Source organism: Vibrio sp. SCP2 (assembly GCF_059295395.1).
This window is the reverse complement of the sequence record NZ_JCAFVV010000002.1, coordinates 294,931-313,507: the sequence shown is the minus strand read 5'-3', so window position 1 is coordinate 313,507 and position 18,577 is coordinate 294,931. Positions and strand designations below refer to the sequence as shown.

The window sequence follows — 18,577 nt, the reverse complement described above, 5'->3', positions numbered from 1 at the left end:
CTACGAATGTCTCGTACTATTATGCTTATCCCTGCAAGTGCTGGTGTTGGTCTTACTAGCGTAAGCATGGGTGTTCTTCGCGCAATGGAGCGCAAAGGCGTTAAAGTTTCTTTTTACAAGCCAATCTGTCAGCCACGTTCTGGCGGCGATCAACCTGATCTAACTTCAACTATCGTTGGCGCGAACAGCGATGTGAAGATCGGCCAACCAATGATGATGTCTGTTGCTGAAAGCCTAATCGGTAACGACAACATGGATGAGCTGCTAGAAACAGTGGTCGAGCGTTACAACCAAATCAACAAAGATGCGGACGTTACGCTAATCGAAGGTCTTGTACCAACTCGTAAACACCCATTTGCCAACCAAGTGAACGCAGAAATTGCTGCAACACTTGGCGCAGAGATCGTTCTTGTAGCGACTCCTGGCACAGATAACCCAGCGCAACTTAAAGAACGCATCGAAGTAGCATGTTCTAACTTCGGCGGCACTAAGAACAAAAACATCTCTGGCGTTATCATCAACAAGCTAAACGCACCTGTTGACGAAGCGGGCCGTACTCGCCCTGACCTATCTGAAATCTTTGACGATGCAGATAGCGCGAAGCAAAACGAAATGAAAGTGATGGAAATCTTCAACACTTCTCCAATTCGTGTACTAGGTTGTGTGCCTTGGAGCATCGACCTAATCGCAACGCGTGCAATCGACATGGCTGAGCACCTAAACGCTGATATTATCAACGCTGGTGACATCGCCACGCGTCGTATTAAGAGCATCACATTCTGTGCACGTTCTCTGCCAAACATGATTGAGCACTTCAAACCAGGCTCTCTACTTGTAACTTCAGCAGACCGTCCAGACGTAATCGTTGCAGCAGCTCTAGCAGCAATGAACGGTGTTGAAATCGGTGCAGTACTTCTAACTGGCGGTTACGACATTCCAGAAGAAATCGCAGGTCTATGTAAGCCAGCATTTGATTCAGGTCTACCGATCTTCAAAGCACAAGGTAACACTTGGCAGACGTCTCTAAACCTACAGAGCTTCTCTATCGAAGTACCTGCAGACGATAAAGAGCGTATCGAGTTCATCAACGAGCACGTTGCTGGCAACATCGATGGCAACTGGATCGAGTCTATGACTGAGGGTACGCAGAAGTCTCGTCGCCTAAGTCCACCGGCATTCCGTTACCAGCTAACTGAGTTCGCTCGTAAAGCAGGTAAGCGTATCGTTCTTCCTGAAGGTGACGAACCACGTACAGTTAAAGCTGCGGCTATCTGTGCTGAGCGCGGCATCGCTGAATGTGTGCTTCTAGGTAACCCAGAAGAAATCAAACGTGTTGCAGCGCAGCAAGGCGTTGAGCTAGGTGCTGGCGTAACTATCATCAACTCTGATGAAGTGCGTGAAAACTACGTTGCTCGTCTAGTTGAACTACGTGGCGCGAAAGGCATGACTGAAGTTGTTGCTCGCGAGAAGCTACAAGATTCAGTATTCCTAGGCACAATGATGCTTGAAAACGACGAAGTTGACGGCCTGGTTTCTGGCGCTGTTCACACCACAGCAAACACTATCGTTCCTCCGTTCCAGATCATCAAGACTGCACCTGATGCGTCTATCGTATCTTCTGTATTCTTCATGCTACTACCTGACCAAGTATTGGTTTACGGTGACTGTGCGATCAACCCAGATCCAACCGCTGAGCAGCTTGCTGAAATCGCTATCCAATCTGCAGACTCTGCAGCAGCATTCGGTATCGAACCACGCGTTGCAATGATCTCTTACTCTACCGGTGAATCTGGTAAAGGTGCTGACGTAGATAAAGTACGTGAAGCAACTAAGCTTGCTCAAGAGAAGCGTCCTGACCTAGTGATCGACGGCCCTCTACAGTACGACGCGGCTATCATGGAAAACGTTGCTGCTTCTAAAGCACCAAACTCTCCAGTAGCAGGTAAAGCGACTGTATTCGTATTCCCAGACCTAAACACTGGTAACACGACTTATAAAGCAGTACAACGTTCAGCTGACCTAGTGTCTATCGGTCCAATGCTTCAAGGTATGCGTAAGCCTGTAAACGATCTGTCTCGCGGTGCTCTAGTTGACGACATCGTATACACAGTGGCTCTAACTGCAATCCAAGCAGACCAAGCGGCTCAAGCAGAAGAGAAAGTAGTTAACTAATCTCTCCTATCTGAGTAAATCAAACCCTCGCACCTTGCGAGGGTTTTTTATATCTACGGTTTTCCCTATCTCGCTGATATGTCCACCTTTTCATAACTTATTGCTACACTTTAGGTTCATCGATTGAAAAGGAATTCAAATGGAGCTCAAGCTATTTTCCACTAAAGATACCGTAGAAAAGAGCGTCCTTAAGACCACCAGCTTTTTCCTCGCAATTACTGGCGCTGGCTTCACTATAGTTAACTTTTTTATTTGGGATGTACCAAAGTTTGGCTACATAGACTTTGCTTATACCCTACTTTGCTTGTTTATCTATCTGAGAATTCAATTTGGCCATTACAAACCTTGGTATTCGGCTTTATTGATCTGCGGTTTGAGCCTAATTTTGATCTATAGCTTAGCTGTGGCAAAGGGGTATTCGATACTGGTGTTCTGGACATTTTGTATGCCGCCCGTCTTCCACATTTTATTGAATCGCTATGTCGGTTCAGCGGTCACTTTCGCTTTTTTCCTTATCGTTGTATCAATATTCCTTTCCTATCCGCCCATCGTTCATTCAACCGCACATACGACGTTTAACTTCGCTATCCCCTATATTTTGATTTGGGCCATCGCCTTTGTGCATGAAGATGTTAGAGCGAAAACACAGCAAAAACTCAGCGATGCCGCTCTACTCGATCCTTTAACTGGCGCGAGAAATCGATTGTGTATGGAGAATGATTTCTCCCATCATCCAGAGTTTCTGAGTCATCACTACTTACTGCATATTGACCTCGACCATTTTAAACAGGTCAACGACAATTACGGTCATGCTTGTGGGGATGAAGTATTGAAGTCGGTGAGTCAAGCGGTGCTTTCACAACCTAATGCTGAATACTTTTATCGCGTGGGTGGTGAAGAATTTTGTGTTTTGCTGTACGCAAAGAATGAAGAGCAAGCAATGGAGATGAGCGAATCAATTCGACTCGCGGTAAAGCGCTTAAAAATCGACTTCAATCATCAAGAGATTCGCGTCTCTTTCAGTGGTGGATTAAGGGCGTTGGTCGTGGTGAAAGACAGCATTCTACTCGATCAAACCATGGCAGAAACGGATCAAGCCCTGTACCGAGCAAAGGCACAGGGCAGAGATCAAATCGTGTTATCAAGCACCACTAACCAAATCTCGGCCGTGGGGTGAAGTTAAATCTAACTCAGGACCAAGAGGAACAACTTGTGTCGGGTTAATCCCCGTGTGGCTAAAGTAGTAGTGGCGTTTAATGTGGTAGAAATCGGTTGTCTCTTTGATACCGGGTACCTGATACAACTCTTTCATATAACCGTTGAGATTAACGTAATCCGCGATACGTTTCTTATTACATTTAAAGTGTCCAACATAAACGGCATCAAAACGGATCAGCGTGGTAAACAAGCGCCAGTCGGCTTCAGTAATGCTGTCACCAGCAAGGTAGCGGCTTTTCGCTAGATGAGCATCCAGTCTGTCTAGCGACTCAAACAGATGGTTGTAGGCTTCTTCATAGGCATCTTGGGTTGTGGCAAATCCACAGCGATACACACCATTGTTAACATGTGGGTAGACATAAGCATTCCACTCTTCAATGATTTCGCGCTTCTCTTGCGGATAGTAATCTGCTGTATTACCCGTGAGTTCATTAAACTCAGAGTTAAACATGCGAATGATTTCAGAAGATTCATTGCTGACGATGGTGTTATGTTTCTTATCCCAAAGTACTGGTACCGTTACGCGACCCGTGTAGTCTGGTTTGGCTTGCGTATAGATTTGGTGCATGCGTGTATGACCAAACAGAGGCTCAGGCAACCCCATTTGCCAACCTTCACCCATCATGTCAGGGCAGACAACGGTGACGTCAATATGCTCTTCAAGCCCTTTTAGCTTTCTAAAAATCAGAGTGCGATGAGCCCAAGGACAGGCAAGCGAAACATAGAGATGATAACGCCCTGATTCTGGTTGGAACTGAGCATCAGGTTTGTTTTCTACCCAATTTCTAAACCCAGCATCTTCGCGAACGAACTTACCATTGCTCGATTTAGTGTCGTACCACACGTCATGCCATACGCCTTCAACTAGCTTACCCATTATTTTCTCCTAACCCGCATTCTTTGAATAATTTGAGTATAAATAAATACTCAACACAGGTGATTAGAGACAGTTGGCTTAGTTGTTCGAATTATTTGAATAGTAGAAAGGTAGCGATACAAAAAAAGCGCGACCCCGTAAGGATGCCGCGCTTAAGCCCGTCACAGGCTGAAATTATACGCTCACGTGCAAGCAAGACACGGCATGAACGTCGTTACCTTCAATAGCAGGCTTAGTTTGAGCACACGCTTCCGTTGCCTGAGGACAACGCGTACGGAACACACAACCCGAAGGAGGACTGATTGGTGATGGAAGGTCGCCCTCTAACATCTCAATATGCTTGTTGCGCTCAAGCTTTGGATCAGGAATTGGTACTGCGGACATAAGCGCGCGAGTGTACGGGTGCTTTGGATCCGCGAACAGGGCTTCGGCTTCACCAAGCTCAACCGCATTGCCAAGATACATAACTAGCACTCGGTCAGAGATGTGCTTCACTACTGACAAATCGTGGGCGATGAATACTAGTGATAAGCCAAGTTCTTTCTGTAACTCTTTAAGTAGGTTTACAACCTGAGCTTGGATTGACACGTCTAGCGCCGATACAGGTTCATCACAAATGATCATCTTAGGCTTAAGTATCAACGCGCGAGCAATACCAATACGCTGACACTGACCACCTGAGAACTCATGAGGGTAACGGTTGATTACGTTTGGCAGTAGACCTACTTTAGCCATCATCTCTTTAACACGAGTTTTCACTTCATCTTTCGAAAGCTCTGGATAAAAAGTTTCCAAAGGTTCAGCAATGATGTCACCTACTGTCATACGCGGGTTGAGCGATGCCAAAGGATCTTGGAAAATCATTTGAATTTCTTTGCGCGTTTCACGGCGCTGGATTTCTTGCATCTTAGTCAGGTCTTGACCAAGCCACATTACGTCACCGTCAGTCGCTTCGACAAGGCCAATGATTGCGCGCGCGAAAGTCGATTTGCCACAGCCAGACTCGCCTACTACGCCTAAGGTTTCACCTTCATATAAACGGACGTTAACGCCGTCTACTGCTTTAAGGTTTGCAGGCTTTGACCAAGGCCAAGCAGATTTTGATGCGATACTAAAGTGAACTTTAAGATCTTTAACATCTAGGATTAGGTTCTTATCTACACTCATTTGCTCCAAGCCTCCCATTCAGAAAAACATGCGCGCTGACGACCATCACCAAATGGCGTTAAGATTGGCGCTTCTTGCTTACAACGATCCATTACACGGTGGCAACGCTCTTGGTAAGGGCAGCCTTGTGGTAGACGAAGTAAGTTAGGCGGGTTGCCTGGAATCGTTGGTAGAATTTCACCTTCGGTATCCAGACGAGGAATTGCTTTTAGCAGACCTTCAGCATATGGGTGGCTTGGGTTGTAGAAGATTTCATCGACCGTACCGTATTCCATTGTACGACCCGCGTACATTACCAGTACTTTGTCACATGAACCTGCGACCACGCCAAGGTCATGAGTAATCATGATAATTGCAGTGTTAAATTCCGATTTCAGCTCGTTAAGTAGATCCATGATCTGAGCTTGTACCGTTACGTCTAGCGCCGTTGTCGGCTCATCCGCAATCAAGAGTTTTGGACGACACAACAGAGCCATTGCGATCATCACACGCTGACGCATACCGCCTGAAAACTCGTGTGGGTACATAGTGATACGCTTACGCGCTTCTGGAATTTTCACCGCTTCAAGCATGCGTACAGATTCTTCGAACGCTTCCGCTTTACCCATGCCTTTGTGAAGCATAAGTACTTCCATCAACTGATCACTCACCTTCATGTAAGGGTTAAGCGACGTCATTGGGTCTTGGAAGATCATTGCGATCTGTTCTGCACGTACTTTGTTGAGTGCTTTTTCTGGAAGGTTAAGAATTTCATTACCTTCGAATTTTGCGCTACCTGAGATAATACCGTTCTTTGCCAGTAGTCCCATGATAGCGAATACAGTCTGAGATTTACCTGAACCAGATTCACCTACGATACCTAGAGTCTCGCCCTGATTCAGAGAAAAATTTAAATCGTTTACTGCGGTGACGATACCATCTTGAGTGGTAAATTCGACACGCAGATCTTTGACATCTAATAAGCTCATCATTGCTTCCTTAATCTTTTTTATAGATTTTGTAATTTATTGCTTTTTGATTATCTGTCTTTTGGATCCAGCGCATCGCGCAGGCCGTCACCGACATAGTTGAAACAGAAGAGAGTCACAACCATGAATATTGCTGGGAATGTAAGCTGCCAGATTGCTACTTCCATTGTCTGTGCACCTTCTTGAAGAAGCGCACCCCAACTTGTCATCGGCTCCTGAACACCAAGACCAAGGAATGATAGGAATGATTCAGTCAAAATCATGCTTGGGATTAGAAGCGTTGAGTAAACCGCTACAATACCCAGTACGTTTGGCACGATGTGACGAGTGATGATTTTCCACTTGCTCACACCACAAACGTGCGCTGCTTCGATGAACTCTTTACTGCGTAAGCTAAGTGTCTGACCACGTACAATACGTGCCATATCTAGCCATGCAATCGCACCGATAGCGACGAAGATAAGAATGATGTTACGACCGAAGAAGGTTACTAGTACGATAACTAGGAACATAAACGGTACTGCGTAAAGGATCTCAAGGATACGCATCATAATACGGTCTACTTTACCGCCGATGAAGCCAGAAGCTGCACCGTAAAGCGTACCAATCAATACCGCTACAAACGCCCCCATCACGCCGACCATCAGAGAGATTCGGCCACCAATTAAGGTACGAACGTAAAGGTCACGACCTAAGCTATCAGTACCGAACCAGTGCTCTGCGTTTGGACCAACGTGCATCGCGTACCAGTCAGTATCATCGTAAGTGAATGGCGCAATAGTCGGTAAAACGATTACCGCTAGCGTCATTAAGAATAGGATAAACAAGCTCACCATCGCCGCTTTGTTACGCATAAAGCGGATACGAGCGTCTTGCCATAGACTGCGACCTTCGATCTCTAAGTTTTCAGAGAACTTTTCAATCGCTTCTAGGTTTTCTTTTTTCGTTAACATAACCAAACGTCCCTGTTAGTAGCGAATTTTCGGGTCAATCATTGCAAGTAGGATATCTACAATCGCATTGAATAGGATGAATAGGAAACCAATCAAGATGGTTACACCCATTACTAGCGAGTAGTCACGGTTAAATGCAGCGTTAACGAATAGCTTACCAATGCCTGGTAGACCAAAGATGGTTTCGATAACAACTGAACCTGTGATGATACCTACGAACGCAGGACCCATGTATGAAACAACAGGAAGAAGCGCTGGTTTAAGTGCGTGCTTGATGATGATGTAACGGTAGCTTAGACCTTTCGCACGAGCGGTACGAATAAAGTTACTGTTTAATGTTTCGATCATCGAACCACGAGTAATTCGTGCAAAAGTCGCGACGTAGAGTAGTGACATACCAATCACTGGCAGTACTAGATATTTCAAACTACCGTCATGCCAACCACCCGCTGGGAATAGGTTCCAATGTAGCGAGAAGAGATAGATCAGTGCCGGTGCCAATACAAACGATGGCATTACAACACCTAACATGGCGGTGGACATTATGGTGTAGTCAACCCAGGTATTTTGCTTTAACGCAGCAATCGTACCAACTGTGACCCCCATGATGACCGTGAAGATAAACGCAATAAAACCAACTTTTGCCGATACTGGTAATGCAACAGAAATCAGCTCGTTTACAGAGTAATCTAGGTACTTAAATGAAGGACCAAAATCACCTTGAATAACGTTTGTTAGGTAAGTGGTGTATTGCTCAAATACTGGCTTATCAAGCCCGTATTTAGCTTCGATGTTCGCCATAACTTCTGGCGGTAATGGACGCTCGCTTGAGAATGGGTTACCCGGTGCGAAGCGCATAAGAAAGAAAGATACGGTGATCAAAACCAACATGGTTGGGATCGCCTCAAATATCCTTTTCGCGATGAATTTAAGCATAAACTCACTCTTTCAGTCTGTGACAATTAAAAATTAAGAATCAATCAAATTTCTACGAATTTAGATTGTATAAAGGCACTGCATGTAATTTCTCACATGCAGGCCAATATTTTTATAGTTCTATCAGTTCAAGATTTACTTGATGATGTATAGATCTTTAGAGTAGATCTTCTCTTCTGGGTTGTTTGCTGGGAAGCCACCAACCTTAGGAGAAAGTAGACGTGATTTCACGTACTGGTAGATAGGTGCGATAGGCATGTCTTTCGCTAGTAGCTTCTCAGCTTCTAGGTAAAGCGCTTGACGCTCTTCTTCCGAAGTTGAAGCAATCGCTTTTGCCATGATTTCATCGTACGCTTTGCTGTCGTAGTGAACACCACCAGTCGTGTTGTTACTCTTCATTAGAGTTAGGAATGAAGATGCTTCGTTGTAGTCACCACACCAGCCGGCACGTGCCACTTCAAAATCACCTGAGTCTTTCGTAGATAGGTATGTTTTCCACTCTTGGTTTTCTAGAGTTACATTTAGACCTAGAGTCTTCTTCCACATAGAACCTAGGGCTACAGCAATTTTCTTGTGGTTCTCAGAAGTGTTGTATAGAAGGTTAAACTTAAGTGGGTTGTCTTTTCCATAACCTGCTTCGGCTAGAAGACGTTCAGCTTCCGCGTTACGCTCTTTCTGAGACAATTGACCGTAAGCTGGCATTTCCGGGTTGAATCCAGCTGTGATTTCAGGCGTTAGGAAGTAAGCTGGTTTTTGACCTTGCGCTAGGATAGCGTCAGTAACGATGTTACGGTCAATTGCGTAAGAAATTGCTTTACGCACACGAACGTCATCAAATGGCGCTTTCTTAGTGTTGAAAATATAGTAGTAAGTACATAGGTTGCCTGTAACCGATACTTCTTCTGGGTGCTCTTTCTTAAGGCGCTTGAAGTGCTCAACAGGTAATTCGTATGAAACGTCAATTTCACCGGCTAGGAAGCGGTTCATTTCTGCTACCTGGTTTTCGATAGGTAAGAAAGTTACGTGGTTAAGAACAGTCTTATCATTATCCCAGTATTGCTCATTACGCTTCAGAACTAGACGCTCGTTTACAACCCACTTATCTACTACAAACGCACCGTTACCAACAAAGTTTTCTGGCTTAGTCCACTGGTCACCGAACTTCTCAACGGTCGCTTTGTGGACAGGTTTCACTGTAGTGTGCCCCATCATCATTACAAAGTAAGGAACTGCCGCTTCTAGCTCAACAACTAGCGTGTGGTCATCAACGGCTTTAACACCTAACTCGCTCTTGTCTTTCTTGCCTGCAATGATGTCTTTCGCGTTCGCCATCTTGGTGTATTCCATGTACCAAGAGTATGGAGAAGCCGTATTTGGATCAACTGCGCGCTGGAAGCTGTATACGAAGTCACCTGCTGTCACAGGGTCGCCGTTAGACCACTTTGCGTCTTTACGTAGGTGGAAAGTGAACGTTTTGTTGTCTGTTGTTTCCCAAGACTCTGCAACACCAGGGATAGTGTTACCATCAGCATCTTGGTTCACCAAGCCTTCTAGAAGATCTCGAATTACGTGAGACTCTGGTACACCTTGAGATTTGTGCGGGTCGATAGTCGCTACTTCAGTACCGTTACCACGAACAATATCTTGTTTTGCTGCTAGCTCAGTACCTGCTGGTACATCTGCTGCGATAGTTACGGAAGAAGTTGCGGCCACTGCTAGACCTGCACCTAGAAGAAGGGCTTGTGTGATTTTGTTCTTATACATGTGTAAAACTCCAAGTTTTTCATTTGCATCCATGACTTCTTTGTACAGTACTAGAACGGACAGTGATTTAGATCTGTTTAGCTCAAAATTTAAGCATAAAAACCTAAAACCGTACAAAGATTGCGGCACACAGTATCAATCATTGAAGTAATTTGCCATAAAAATGTAGCAAAAAATCGTATAATTCCACGGTTACTTCAACAAAATGGTAAAAAACACCAGTAAAGACAAAATAGTCAGTTAATTAACTTATATTTCCCTCAACCAGCAGACTGAAGTGCCAAATTATCTAATAAGACACCATTTTTTAGCATCTTATGCTAGATATTGTGCGGAAAAATTAACAAAAGTAATGTAATCTAGCTAACAGTTAGCTACATTTATCTCCGTAAAAACAACGTTCTGTGAACTTAGTCACTCAGGTGCACTTAAATAGCGATCTTCTCCCCAAAACAAAGCATGCCTGCAACAAATTTCTATTCAGAAACTCATTGAGACACGCTATCTAAATCACCATTCCCACAAGCCTTTAGATTTTTTTAGTGTTAAACATTTGTAAATAACCCCCTATTCGCTCGATATATCAGGTCAATTTGAGCAACTAAACGGGTATCTCCTATGAGAGGATTTCATTCTCTACCTTTAGCTATTTCGGCTATCACACTACTTAGTGGGTGTGGGAGCGAGGAAAGCACTTCTGATAATATCGCTGTAGAAGTACCTTTTTCGTTGAGTAGCATTCCTATGCCAAATGACGGTTATGGATATGATGCTGACGGGACAATCTCTTTGCCGGGTGAACCTTCTTCACCCAATGCATATTCAACCAACGCTGAATATGATGCTTATTACCAAAACTTCGAGACCAGTTTCGCCGCTGTCGACGGCTGGGGCTTATGTGTCGAACCGATTGAGATTCCGCTTAGCAGTGTCGGTTCTGAACAGGTTATTGCACTTGTTCCGCAAAGCATTATCACAGAAGCAAATAGCGCGTCGGATACTGTGATGTTGTTTAAAGAAGGCGAACCAACGCCTCTCGATATCAAGGTTACTAACGATGGTCGTAGTCTCTCTATTCAGTGTGGAGAAGCTCTAAATCTCGATACGCCAACTCGATATCACCTTGTTGTAACTAACGGGGTGACAACGGAAACAGGTCTGCCTCTAAGTGCGAGTAGCGAATTTACTCGCCTGATGAATAGCTCCGATGAAGAGTTGAGTGATTCAGAACTAGTCGTAAAACGAGACTCAATTGACCCAGCAGTAACTCATTATCGATCGCTGGCGAGCGCGGGTATTGCCTATGCCGCAACCTTTACTACCCAAGATGCTTACTCTCCTCTTGATGAGATGGTTGAAGCAAATTCTAATGCTTTAGTAGATATCAAGACTGTCACCTTTGACGACAGCAACTCAAACTATGAGTTCGTTACCGGAATTCTAACGAGTAAACAGTACCTTCCATTTGACCAGCAAACAGCTGACACTGACCCTGCCGGATGTGTGCTTGATGAATATAACCCAATAGCATCTTGCCCAGCTATGTATCGTTGGATTACGCCCGAAGACACTAGTAAGGGAGAACATTTAACCAAGTTTAATCCTAATCCCAAAATCCATAATCCCACCAAGAAGCTCCCAGTGAACATTTATCTTCCAAAAGGGACCGCTCCACAAGATGCAGAACAAACTGCTAAAAATAATCCCGCAGTAATCTTCGTTCATGGCTTGGGGGGTGATATGTCGTCTACAAGCTTAATGGCAGCAGACTACACCAATAAAGGCTATGTAGTATTTGCGATTGATATGCCCTATCACGGCTCACAGATAGTGAAAGATAATAATGGTAATGAGATTAGCGCAAATGCCAATAGAGCCTTCTTTATCAATATTACCTCTCCACTCACTCTGAGAAGCAATCTTCACCAAGCTGTAGCTGACTTCATTGGACTGCGTTACGCATTAAATTTTGGAAACCCTCAAGCTCAGCGCGAAGTTAGCCTAATCGGCCAATCTCTGGGGGGGATTGTCTCTGTGATGATTTCTGAAATGACTCAAGGTAGAGATGATTTACAACTCAAAACGGCAAATTTTGTTGTCCCTGGGCAGGGGCTGGTTAACTTAACGCTTAACTCATTGCTTTTAGGTCCAGAGATGGAGCGAGCAATCAAAGACTCTCCTGATATTCAGCGTGCTATCGCCGAGACCTTGGTTCCCAACCTTTGTTACGAAGGGGTAAGTAACGAAGATTGCATAACTGCACTTAACGACCATTCGGCAAGCTTTCCAGACAGCATCACTATGCTAGAGGAAGAGATCTACGCAGCGGTACTGCCATTGCTGAAAAAGGGTGTTCAAAGAACGATCGATAGTGCCGACCCGGCAGGTAAAGTCTACCGCCAGGTTTCAGAGCAACAACCAACACTGCTGCTTGAAGCGTTCGGTACCTGTAAAAACGACTGTGAAGTAGGTGTCGACTATATCCCAGACTCAGTCGTACCGAATTCAGCGCCAAACAATCAATTGACCGGAACTGAACCACTTATCCGCGCTCTCAAGCTCGACCCTATTCTTGATCACGTTCCAGTTTCTGAAATCCGGGGGGTAGTAAGAGCAACCAAAGGTGGACATGGCACCTACCTGTTTCCTTATGAAGGGCCAGTCAACGAAGAAGGCGTCCCTGAACAAGAAATCACAATTGAAGGTATGCAAGCGATGGCTGCTCAGCAACTCGCCATTTCAAGCATGGTTATCGATCAGAAAGTCACATTAAGAAACAACTACTTTGTCGACAGCAGTGACTTCAATTAATTGGTAGGATTTATAATGAAAAAGTACATCATTCTTGGGGCAGGTCTTGTCTCTATCTCGCAAGTCCACGCCGCAGGCTTTCAACTTAATGCTCAGTCGGCGACGGGTTTAGGTCGTGCATTCGCTGGAGACGCAATTATTGCAGACAATGCTGCTGTGGTGTCAAAAAACGCGGCAGCAATGAGTCTAATCGACCAACCGATGATATCAGTGGGTGCAGTGAACATAGCTAGCCAAGTTGAGTTTAGTGATATGCGTTACACAACGCCAAACACAGTCACTCAATCGCTCGATGACACGACTCTCGACAACAATACCTTAGTACCTAACGCGAATATGGTGTTTCCGATAGAAGGAACCTCTTGGACGCTTGGCGCTACCATCCATTCGAACTTTGGTACCGACGTTGAATTTGAACAGGAGTTTGCCGCGCCAATCTTTGGCGGCAAAACTTACTTAAGTAGCATCAATGCGGGCTTTTCTGCTAGCTATCAAATTGATGACGCATGGTCGGTAGGTGGTGGGCTCGATGTTATCTATGGAGAGGGCAATATTGATAGAGAATATCAAAATGCCTCTTTGCTTAAGGTTGATGCTGATGGTTTCGGCATAGGCTTCAACCTAGGTGTGGCGTACGTCCTTGATGAAAACAATCGCTTTGGTTTGTCTTACCGTTATAATCCTGAACTAAAAGCGACTGGGCATGTATACCAGATGGGACTAAGCGTGGCAGATTCAATTGACATCCCGCTACCCGATATCATTGAGTTTTCCGGTTATCACCAACTCAATCCTAAATGGGCAGCGCACTACAGCTTACAGTATGTCGCTTGGTCTGAATTTGATAGCTTAACCTCGGAAGGTTATTCAGAAACAATCAAAGACTACCAATGGCAAGATGCCGGCCACGTTTCAGTGGGTGTTACTCACTATCTGAATCGCTCTATCGAGCTAAGAGCGGGCTACATGTATGACTTGTCACCCGTTGATCAAATCAGTTCGCTGTCGATTCCTGATACTGACAGACATTGGTTTACCTTTGGTGGTACTTATACAGCAACCGAAAACCTCAGCGTCGATTTAGCGCTAGGCTACTTAACAGGTGAACAAACCACGATTGATGAATCACAGGTTCTTGCTAACCCAGAACCTTTCAATGTCGTTTCTACCGTCAACACCAGTGCTTGGTTAGCAGGTCTTCAGCTTAACTACGCTTTCTAAGTTTCTCCAATGCAAAAGACGGCCTTCTCACTTAGAAGGCCGTTTATTATCAATCAGTTCCGAATCTCGCGCACAATTCTCAATGTAACAATGACACTTCGTGGAACTGTCATTTAAGCCTGCTACATTTATACATCTAATTACATATAAATTAACGTCATAAAGGCTTATTATGGGAATCGCATATCACACCTATATTGGTAAGCAGGTAACGCAATTACCTAACCTCCCCTGTCGTGCGGCAGGCAATGTTTCACTCAATACCCCCGTCGGCAACTGTGTCGACAAATTTGGTCGAATATGGTTGGCGGATACAGCACACAATCGAGTACTCGTCTTCGACCGAAAAATGGACAAGGTGTTGGCTAGCTTTGGCAGTGTTGGCAATGGCAGCCAGCAGTTCAATATGCCCTTTCGCCTGTTACCCCATCCGGATAAACCTTGGATTTACGTTAGCGACATTGCCAACAAACGTATCCATATCCTTGAATACGATCAAGCGCTCAACATCCGCTCAATCAGCAACTTTGGCAGCGGTGATCCTATCAACTTACAAGGTCCAAACGGACTAGCTTACTATCAGGGTAAGCTTTGCGTGGCTGATGAGTTTTACGAAGGAGAAAACGGTGAAAGTCGATTGGTGATTTTCAATGAGGAAGGCAAATGGTTAAGAGACATCACAGTCATCGAAGCCAAGGAGCCGGTTCACTTTTTATGGCCTCAAGGACTGAGTTGCGATCTCGACGGGCATCTATACGTCGCCAATACTGGCTTTGCGACGGTAGTTCGTTGTGACTGGGAGGGAAACCCTGTCCCATTCGCGAATGGCAAAACCTATTTAGATGGTATCGACCTCGCACGCGATGTCTCAATCATTAATAACCGAATCCTTATCCCGGGAGCCAAGCAGTATTCAGTGTCTGTTTACGATATTGATGGCCATTTATCAGGTAATCTCACCGGCTTCTTTTCACCAATACAAATCACCAAACTTGACCAAAATCGCCTGTTGATCACCGAGCCCATTCTCGCTTCTTTACAGATTCATCAGATTGACTGGTCAGATTTATCCCCTCAACTGCCTATATCGACATTAGTGGTTGAGCAATTGGGTGATGAGCGAGATAAAAAGGGACAGCTGCACTTTGTCACCTCGGTGGCTAGCGATACCTCTCCGGTTCCGACAAACAACTCCCAAAGCCGTTACCCTATTATCAGTGAATGGTGGGAAAACCACTTTGAACAGCAAGATAAGTGGCTCAATTCGATCCACCAAATCGATGCGCCTTCATGGGTCTCAATGACCTTAAGTACCCAAATGGAGTGGACGCAAAAATGGCAACAAACCTGGGTACGAATATTCCTTGGCGATAAGTTTAATGACCCAAATCAACTGCTTTGGCTGGTTGACGCTGGCAACTATCAACTACAAGCGACAGAAAGCTCTCAACCCGATGCGGCTAGGCCGGGCAGCTTGCCTCTTTTACCCGGATCACTTGGCATCTGTTCTTTAACTCCTTCGTCGCCATTACTCGGACAGCTCAACCCAGACATACCTTTACTGGTTGTCAGCAATTACATCAGCGGTATTGTGACGATTTATCAATATGACGAGTTAATTGGCGAGCTCGTACCCTTTAGCTATTTTGGAGGTTTGGGTCACCAAGAGTGGCAGTTATTCAAGCCTCAAGGTGTTGCCGTCGATCCGATAAGCCGCGATATCTATATTGCCGATTCTGGCAATAATCGCATTAGTCGTTGGCGGCTCAATCAACAAGGAATCGCTGGCTTAGTCACTACCTTTGGTGAAAAAGGCCATGGTGACAATGAATTTTTCACACCAACCGACATCACGATTACACCGGATGGTCAAAAGTACATAACCGATCAGAACAACAATCGCGTGGTGATTTACGATCGTCATGATCAATACGTTGGCAGTTTCGGTCAGCAGGGTTACGGAACGAACAATGACAGCTTCCTGCTACCAACCAGTATAGACTTTGACCATGGTAAGTTATTTGTGTCTGATTTGGTTAATCGAGCTATCAAGGTCTTTGACCAACAAGGGCATTTCATTGATAGTTTTAGTGGCTTTGGTGCCGACCCAAGTAAAGGCCAGCTATGGATGCCATACCTGCTTCACGCACACAATCATACCCTCTACCTACCCGACTGCGCTCTTAACCGAGTTAACGTTTATAAGATTAGCTAAGGAGTCACTGATGACATCAGTATTCGACAAAGCCAAAGCGAAACGCTTAAAGCAGACAAGTTCAGTCTCTCAGCAAGCAACGGAGGCGAGCGAAAAGCTTGCCAATCAATATCAATGCGTGACTCAGTATTGTTTAGAGCAACCTTCTTCGCAGCATACACGGGAGAAACTGGAACAGTGGCACAAAGCTCATCAAGAGCACGCCAATCACCACATTATGTCTCCACCTCACGAGAACTAAAAAAGCGAGCCAAATGGCTCGCTTACTCATGCAACTTGTGCAATAGGTTTTCGGTCAGAAATTACTTTGCCATCTTTAATCGTGATAATGCGTTTGGTACGTTCTGCCAGTGCATTGTCGTGCGTCACGATGATCAACGTTCGCCCCTCAGCATGAAGCTGATTAAACAGGGCTTCAATCTCTGCGCCAGATTTTGAGTCTAACGCCCCAGTCGGTTCATCGGCGAGAATAATTTGCGGATCATTGACTAAGGCTCTGGCAATCGCCACCCTCTGCTTTTGACCACCCGATAATTGATTGGGCTTGTGGTCAAGGCGATCACCCAGTCCCACTTGTTCAAGCAATTTTGCTGCTCGTCTCCGGCGTTCTTTGGCTTTCACGCCCGAATAAACAAGAGGCAACGCCACATTGTCGAGTGCTGTCGCGTATTCGAGCAAATTAAAGCTCTGAAAAACAAAGCCTATTCTTTGATTGCGAATCCCCGCGAGCTCATTGGCACTTAAGCTCGCCACATTCTGCCCCGCCAATTGATAGTCACCTGCTGTCGGCTTATCCAAACAGCCTAGCATATTCATCAGGGTCGATTTACCCGAGCCAGACGGACCTAAAATAGATAGAAACTCACCTTGATTAATCGTGAGCTCTACGCCATCAAGCGCGCGAACTTCCGCTTCTCCGCTCGAATAGTATTTGCAGATATTACTCAGCTCGACGAGTGCTTGGTGTGACATCTTCTCTCCACTATTGTTCTTACTCACTTTGTAACGCCTCCAACGGACTGACTTTCGCTGCTCGATTCGCTGGCAACCAGGCTGACGCAACACCAATAATGATTAAGGTCGTGATCACCACCAGCACCACAATCCAAGACAGTTCAGGAACCGGTTTGCCTAGCTGCTCGTAAAACACATTGCCTTCCAAGCTTATTGCACTAAGTGCGGATACCAGCCCATAAGTCACGCCAAGACCGAGCACTCCCCCTAGCATCATGGTCATAAGTGACTGAACCAGATAATGCAAACGGATTGCAGTCGGGGTTGCTCCAACCGCCATTCTCACGCCAATATCACGGGTCGAGCGTTTCACTGTTGCGTACATAACGTTGGCAATGCCTACTCCCGCTACAGCGAGCGTGACAAAGCCAATAATGCCAAGAAAACTCTGCAAACCAATTAGGAACTGCTGCATGCTTTTCTGTTGCAGGAACATATCTTCGATTTGCACAACCTGCTCATCATTAACGCTTGCGCCATGCTTACGTGCGATCACTTGGCGAATCGTCTTTGCCAACGCCTTTCTGTCTGCATTCGCTTTAGGCTCGACATTGATACCTGCAATTTCACCGTTGGCGTGAAAACGCTGCCAAGTAGCCAGTGGAACAAAGCTTGAGTAATTGATTTGGTCGCCCTGCTCAATTTCAGCGCTGTTCTTTTTTAGTACCCCTACAACCGTAAACTCTTCGCTGCCAATCTTGACCTTTTCCCCGACAGGATTGACTTGCAGTGTCACTGCCGCGAACCAACTAAAGTCTTCTACAGGGTTAAATAGATCAGCCGCTAACGAGTAACCTAAAACCACAACTTTACGCATCTCTTTTTGATCGAGAGGGTTGAGCCAGCGACTACCAGCTAAAGGTTGCAAATTGGTCAAAGAAGCAAATTCCGTCGTCACCGCCAACGGCTCTTGCCATGAGCCTCGATCACCAGCACTAATACGCTCATTCCATCTTGCAGTGGGTACTACTCCCTTCACCTCAGGTAACGCTCGAACCACATCCGCATCTTGCGCTTTAAGGGTTAAGAACTTACCTTGATGAAAAGCGCCGTAATCGACGGTCGCCATACCACCGGTCAGATAGATTAAATTTCCGTTGCCATTTTGCGCGGTTCTCAATACACCCTGACGGATCCCTTCGCCAACAGATAACATCGCTGCGATACAAAGTGTCGCCCATGCCACAGCTAAAATTGTCAGACCCAATCTGAGCTTTTCTGCTGCCATCTCTTGGAAGATTTGTCTCATTGGTAACAGCAT

At 45.4% G+C, this 18,577-nt stretch carries 14 protein-coding genes; 6 read left to right on the top strand and 8 right to left on the bottom strand.

Annotation, left to right across the window (positions count from 1 at the left end; translation table 11 throughout):
* Positions 1 to 6: 6 nt before the first annotated feature.
* Both pta and AC5O63_RS09355 read left to right on the top strand, forming a co-directional pair.
* Positions 7 to 2,172 carry a phosphate acetyltransferase gene (gene pta / locus AC5O63_RS09360; RefSeq protein ID WP_494504759.1) on the top strand — a complete coding sequence of 722 codons (2,166 nt, stop codon included), beginning with the start codon at positions 7 to 9 and terminating at the stop codon, positions 2,170 to 2,172.
* A 139-nt stretch (positions 2,173 to 2,311) separates the two neighbouring features.
* Positions 2,312 to 3,349 carry a GGDEF domain-containing protein gene (locus tag AC5O63_RS09355; RefSeq protein ID WP_494504758.1) on the top strand — a complete coding sequence of 346 codons (1,038 nt, stop codon included), beginning with the start codon at positions 2,312 to 2,314 and terminating at the stop codon, positions 3,347 to 3,349.
* Here the strand turns inward: AC5O63_RS09355 and AC5O63_RS09350 are convergent.
* From AC5O63_RS09350 to AC5O63_RS09325, 6 genes are all read right to left on the bottom strand, one after another.
* A complete protein-coding gene (locus AC5O63_RS09350) occupies positions 3,314 to 4,267 on the bottom strand; it encodes a glutathione S-transferase family protein (RefSeq protein ID WP_494504757.1) in 954 nt (317 codons plus the stop codon). The two genes, AC5O63_RS09355 and AC5O63_RS09350, sit on opposite strands and share 36 nt — an antisense overlap.
* A 174-nt stretch (positions 4,268 to 4,441) precedes the next feature.
* On the bottom strand, positions 4,442 to 5,434 hold the full coding sequence (gene oppF / locus AC5O63_RS09345) for a murein tripeptide/oligopeptide ABC transporter ATP binding protein OppF (protein ID WP_004747474.1): 993 nt from the start codon (positions 5,432 to 5,434) through the stop codon (positions 4,442 to 4,444).
* On the bottom strand, positions 5,431 to 6,402 hold the full coding sequence (locus AC5O63_RS09340; RefSeq protein ID WP_004747472.1) for an ABC transporter ATP-binding protein: 972 nt from the start codon (positions 6,400 to 6,402) through the stop codon (positions 5,431 to 5,433). The genes oppF and AC5O63_RS09340 overlap by 4 nt, the downstream gene beginning before the upstream one ends.
* Positions 6,403 to 6,452: 50 nt before the next feature.
* The gene (oppC, locus tag AC5O63_RS09335; protein ID WP_494504756.1) at positions 6,453 to 7,355 is read right to left on the bottom strand and encodes an oligopeptide ABC transporter permease OppC; all 903 of its coding nucleotides are present in this window, start codon (positions 7,353 to 7,355) and stop codon (positions 6,453 to 6,455) included.
* Positions 7,356 to 7,370: 15 nt separating this feature from the next.
* Positions 7,371 to 8,291 carry an oligopeptide ABC transporter permease OppB gene (oppB, locus tag AC5O63_RS09330; RefSeq protein ID WP_171321180.1) on the bottom strand — a complete coding sequence of 307 codons (921 nt, stop codon included), beginning with the start codon at positions 8,289 to 8,291 and terminating at the stop codon, positions 7,371 to 7,373.
* A 135-nt stretch (positions 8,292 to 8,426) separates the two neighbouring features.
* Positions 8,427 to 10,055: an ABC transporter substrate-binding protein gene (locus AC5O63_RS09325; protein ID WP_494504755.1), complete on the bottom strand. Its 1,629-nt coding sequence runs from the start codon at positions 10,053 to 10,055 to the stop codon at positions 8,427 to 8,429.
* A gap of 618 nt (positions 10,056 to 10,673) precedes the next feature.
* On the opposite strand from AC5O63_RS09325, the gene AC5O63_RS09320 reads away from it, so the two are divergent.
* The 4 genes from AC5O63_RS09320 to AC5O63_RS09305 all read left to right on the top strand — a co-directional run bounded on the left by AC5O63_RS09320 (position 10,674) and on the right by AC5O63_RS09305 (position 16,543).
* Entirely contained in the window at positions 10,674 to 12,866 is a 2,193-nt protein-coding gene (locus AC5O63_RS09320) for a lipase (RefSeq protein ID WP_494504754.1), read from the top strand.
* Positions 12,867 to 12,881: 15 nt separating this feature from the next.
* Complete coding sequence (locus tag AC5O63_RS09315; protein ID WP_494504753.1) at positions 12,882 to 14,087, top strand: outer membrane protein transport protein; 1,206 nt, start codon at positions 12,882 to 12,884, stop codon at positions 14,085 to 14,087.
* Between the two features lie 172 nt (positions 14,088 to 14,259).
* Positions 14,260 to 16,302 (top strand): NHL repeat-containing protein, encoded by a 2,043-nt coding sequence (locus tag AC5O63_RS09310; RefSeq protein WP_494504752.1) that lies wholly within the window; start codon positions 14,260 to 14,262, stop codon positions 16,300 to 16,302.
* Positions 16,303 to 16,312: 10 nt separating this feature from the next.
* Positions 16,313 to 16,543, top strand: a complete 231-nt coding sequence (locus AC5O63_RS09305) for a hypothetical protein (protein ID WP_494504751.1) — start codon at positions 16,313 to 16,315, stop codon at positions 16,541 to 16,543.
* Positions 16,544 to 16,569: 26 nt separating this feature from the next.
* Here AC5O63_RS09305 and AC5O63_RS09300 read toward each other — a convergent pair whose 3' ends face one another.
* Positions 16,570 to 17,274: an ABC transporter ATP-binding protein gene (locus tag AC5O63_RS09300; RefSeq protein ID WP_367938984.1), complete on the bottom strand. Its 705-nt coding sequence runs from the start codon at positions 17,272 to 17,274 to the stop codon at positions 16,570 to 16,572.
* 19 nt (positions 17,275 to 17,293) lie between these two features.
* Complete coding sequence (locus AC5O63_RS09295; protein ID WP_494504750.1) at positions 17,294 to 18,577, bottom strand: ABC transporter permease; 1,284 nt, start codon at positions 18,575 to 18,577, stop codon at positions 17,294 to 17,296.

Coding starts and splice junctions, on each gene's coding strand:
- AC5O63_RS09320 (WP_494504754.1), top strand. CDS start 10,674: ATGAGAGGATTTCATTCTCTACCTTTAGCTATTTCGGCTATCACACTA.
- oppB (WP_171321180.1), bottom strand. CDS start 8,291: ATGCTTAAATTCATCGCGAAAAGGATATTTGAGGCGATCCCAACCATG.
- AC5O63_RS09300 (WP_367938984.1), bottom strand. CDS start 17,274: ATGTCACACCAAGCACTCGTCGAGCTGAGTAATATCTGCAAATACTAT.
- AC5O63_RS09340 (WP_004747472.1), bottom strand. CDS start 6,402: ATGAGCTTATTAGATGTCAAAGATCTGCGTGTCGAATTTACCACTCAA.
- AC5O63_RS09305 (WP_494504751.1), top strand. CDS start 16,313: ATGACATCAGTATTCGACAAAGCCAAAGCGAAACGCTTAAAGCAGACA.
- AC5O63_RS09355 (WP_494504758.1), top strand. CDS start 2,312: ATGGAGCTCAAGCTATTTTCCACTAAAGATACCGTAGAAAAGAGCGTC.
- pta (WP_494504759.1), top strand. CDS start 7: ATGTCTCGTACTATTATGCTTATCCCTGCAAGTGCTGGTGTTGGTCTT.
- AC5O63_RS09325 (WP_494504755.1), bottom strand. CDS start 10,055: ATGTATAAGAACAAAATCACACAAGCCCTTCTTCTAGGTGCAGGTCTA.
- AC5O63_RS09315 (WP_494504753.1), top strand. CDS start 12,882: ATGAAAAAGTACATCATTCTTGGGGCAGGTCTTGTCTCTATCTCGCAA.
- AC5O63_RS09350 (WP_494504757.1), bottom strand. CDS start 4,267: ATGGGTAAGCTAGTTGAAGGCGTATGGCATGACGTGTGGTACGACACT.
- oppC (WP_494504756.1), bottom strand. CDS start 7,355: ATGTTAACGAAAAAAGAAAACCTAGAAGCGATTGAAAAGTTCTCTGAA.
- AC5O63_RS09310 (WP_494504752.1), top strand. CDS start 14,260: ATGGGAATCGCATATCACACCTATATTGGTAAGCAGGTAACGCAATTA.
- AC5O63_RS09295 (WP_494504750.1), bottom strand. CDS start 18,577: ATGCTGTTACCAATGAGACAAATCTTCCAAGAGATGGCAGCAGAAAAG.
- oppF (WP_004747474.1), bottom strand. CDS start 5,434: ATGAGTGTAGATAAGAACCTAATCCTAGATGTTAAAGATCTTAAAGTT.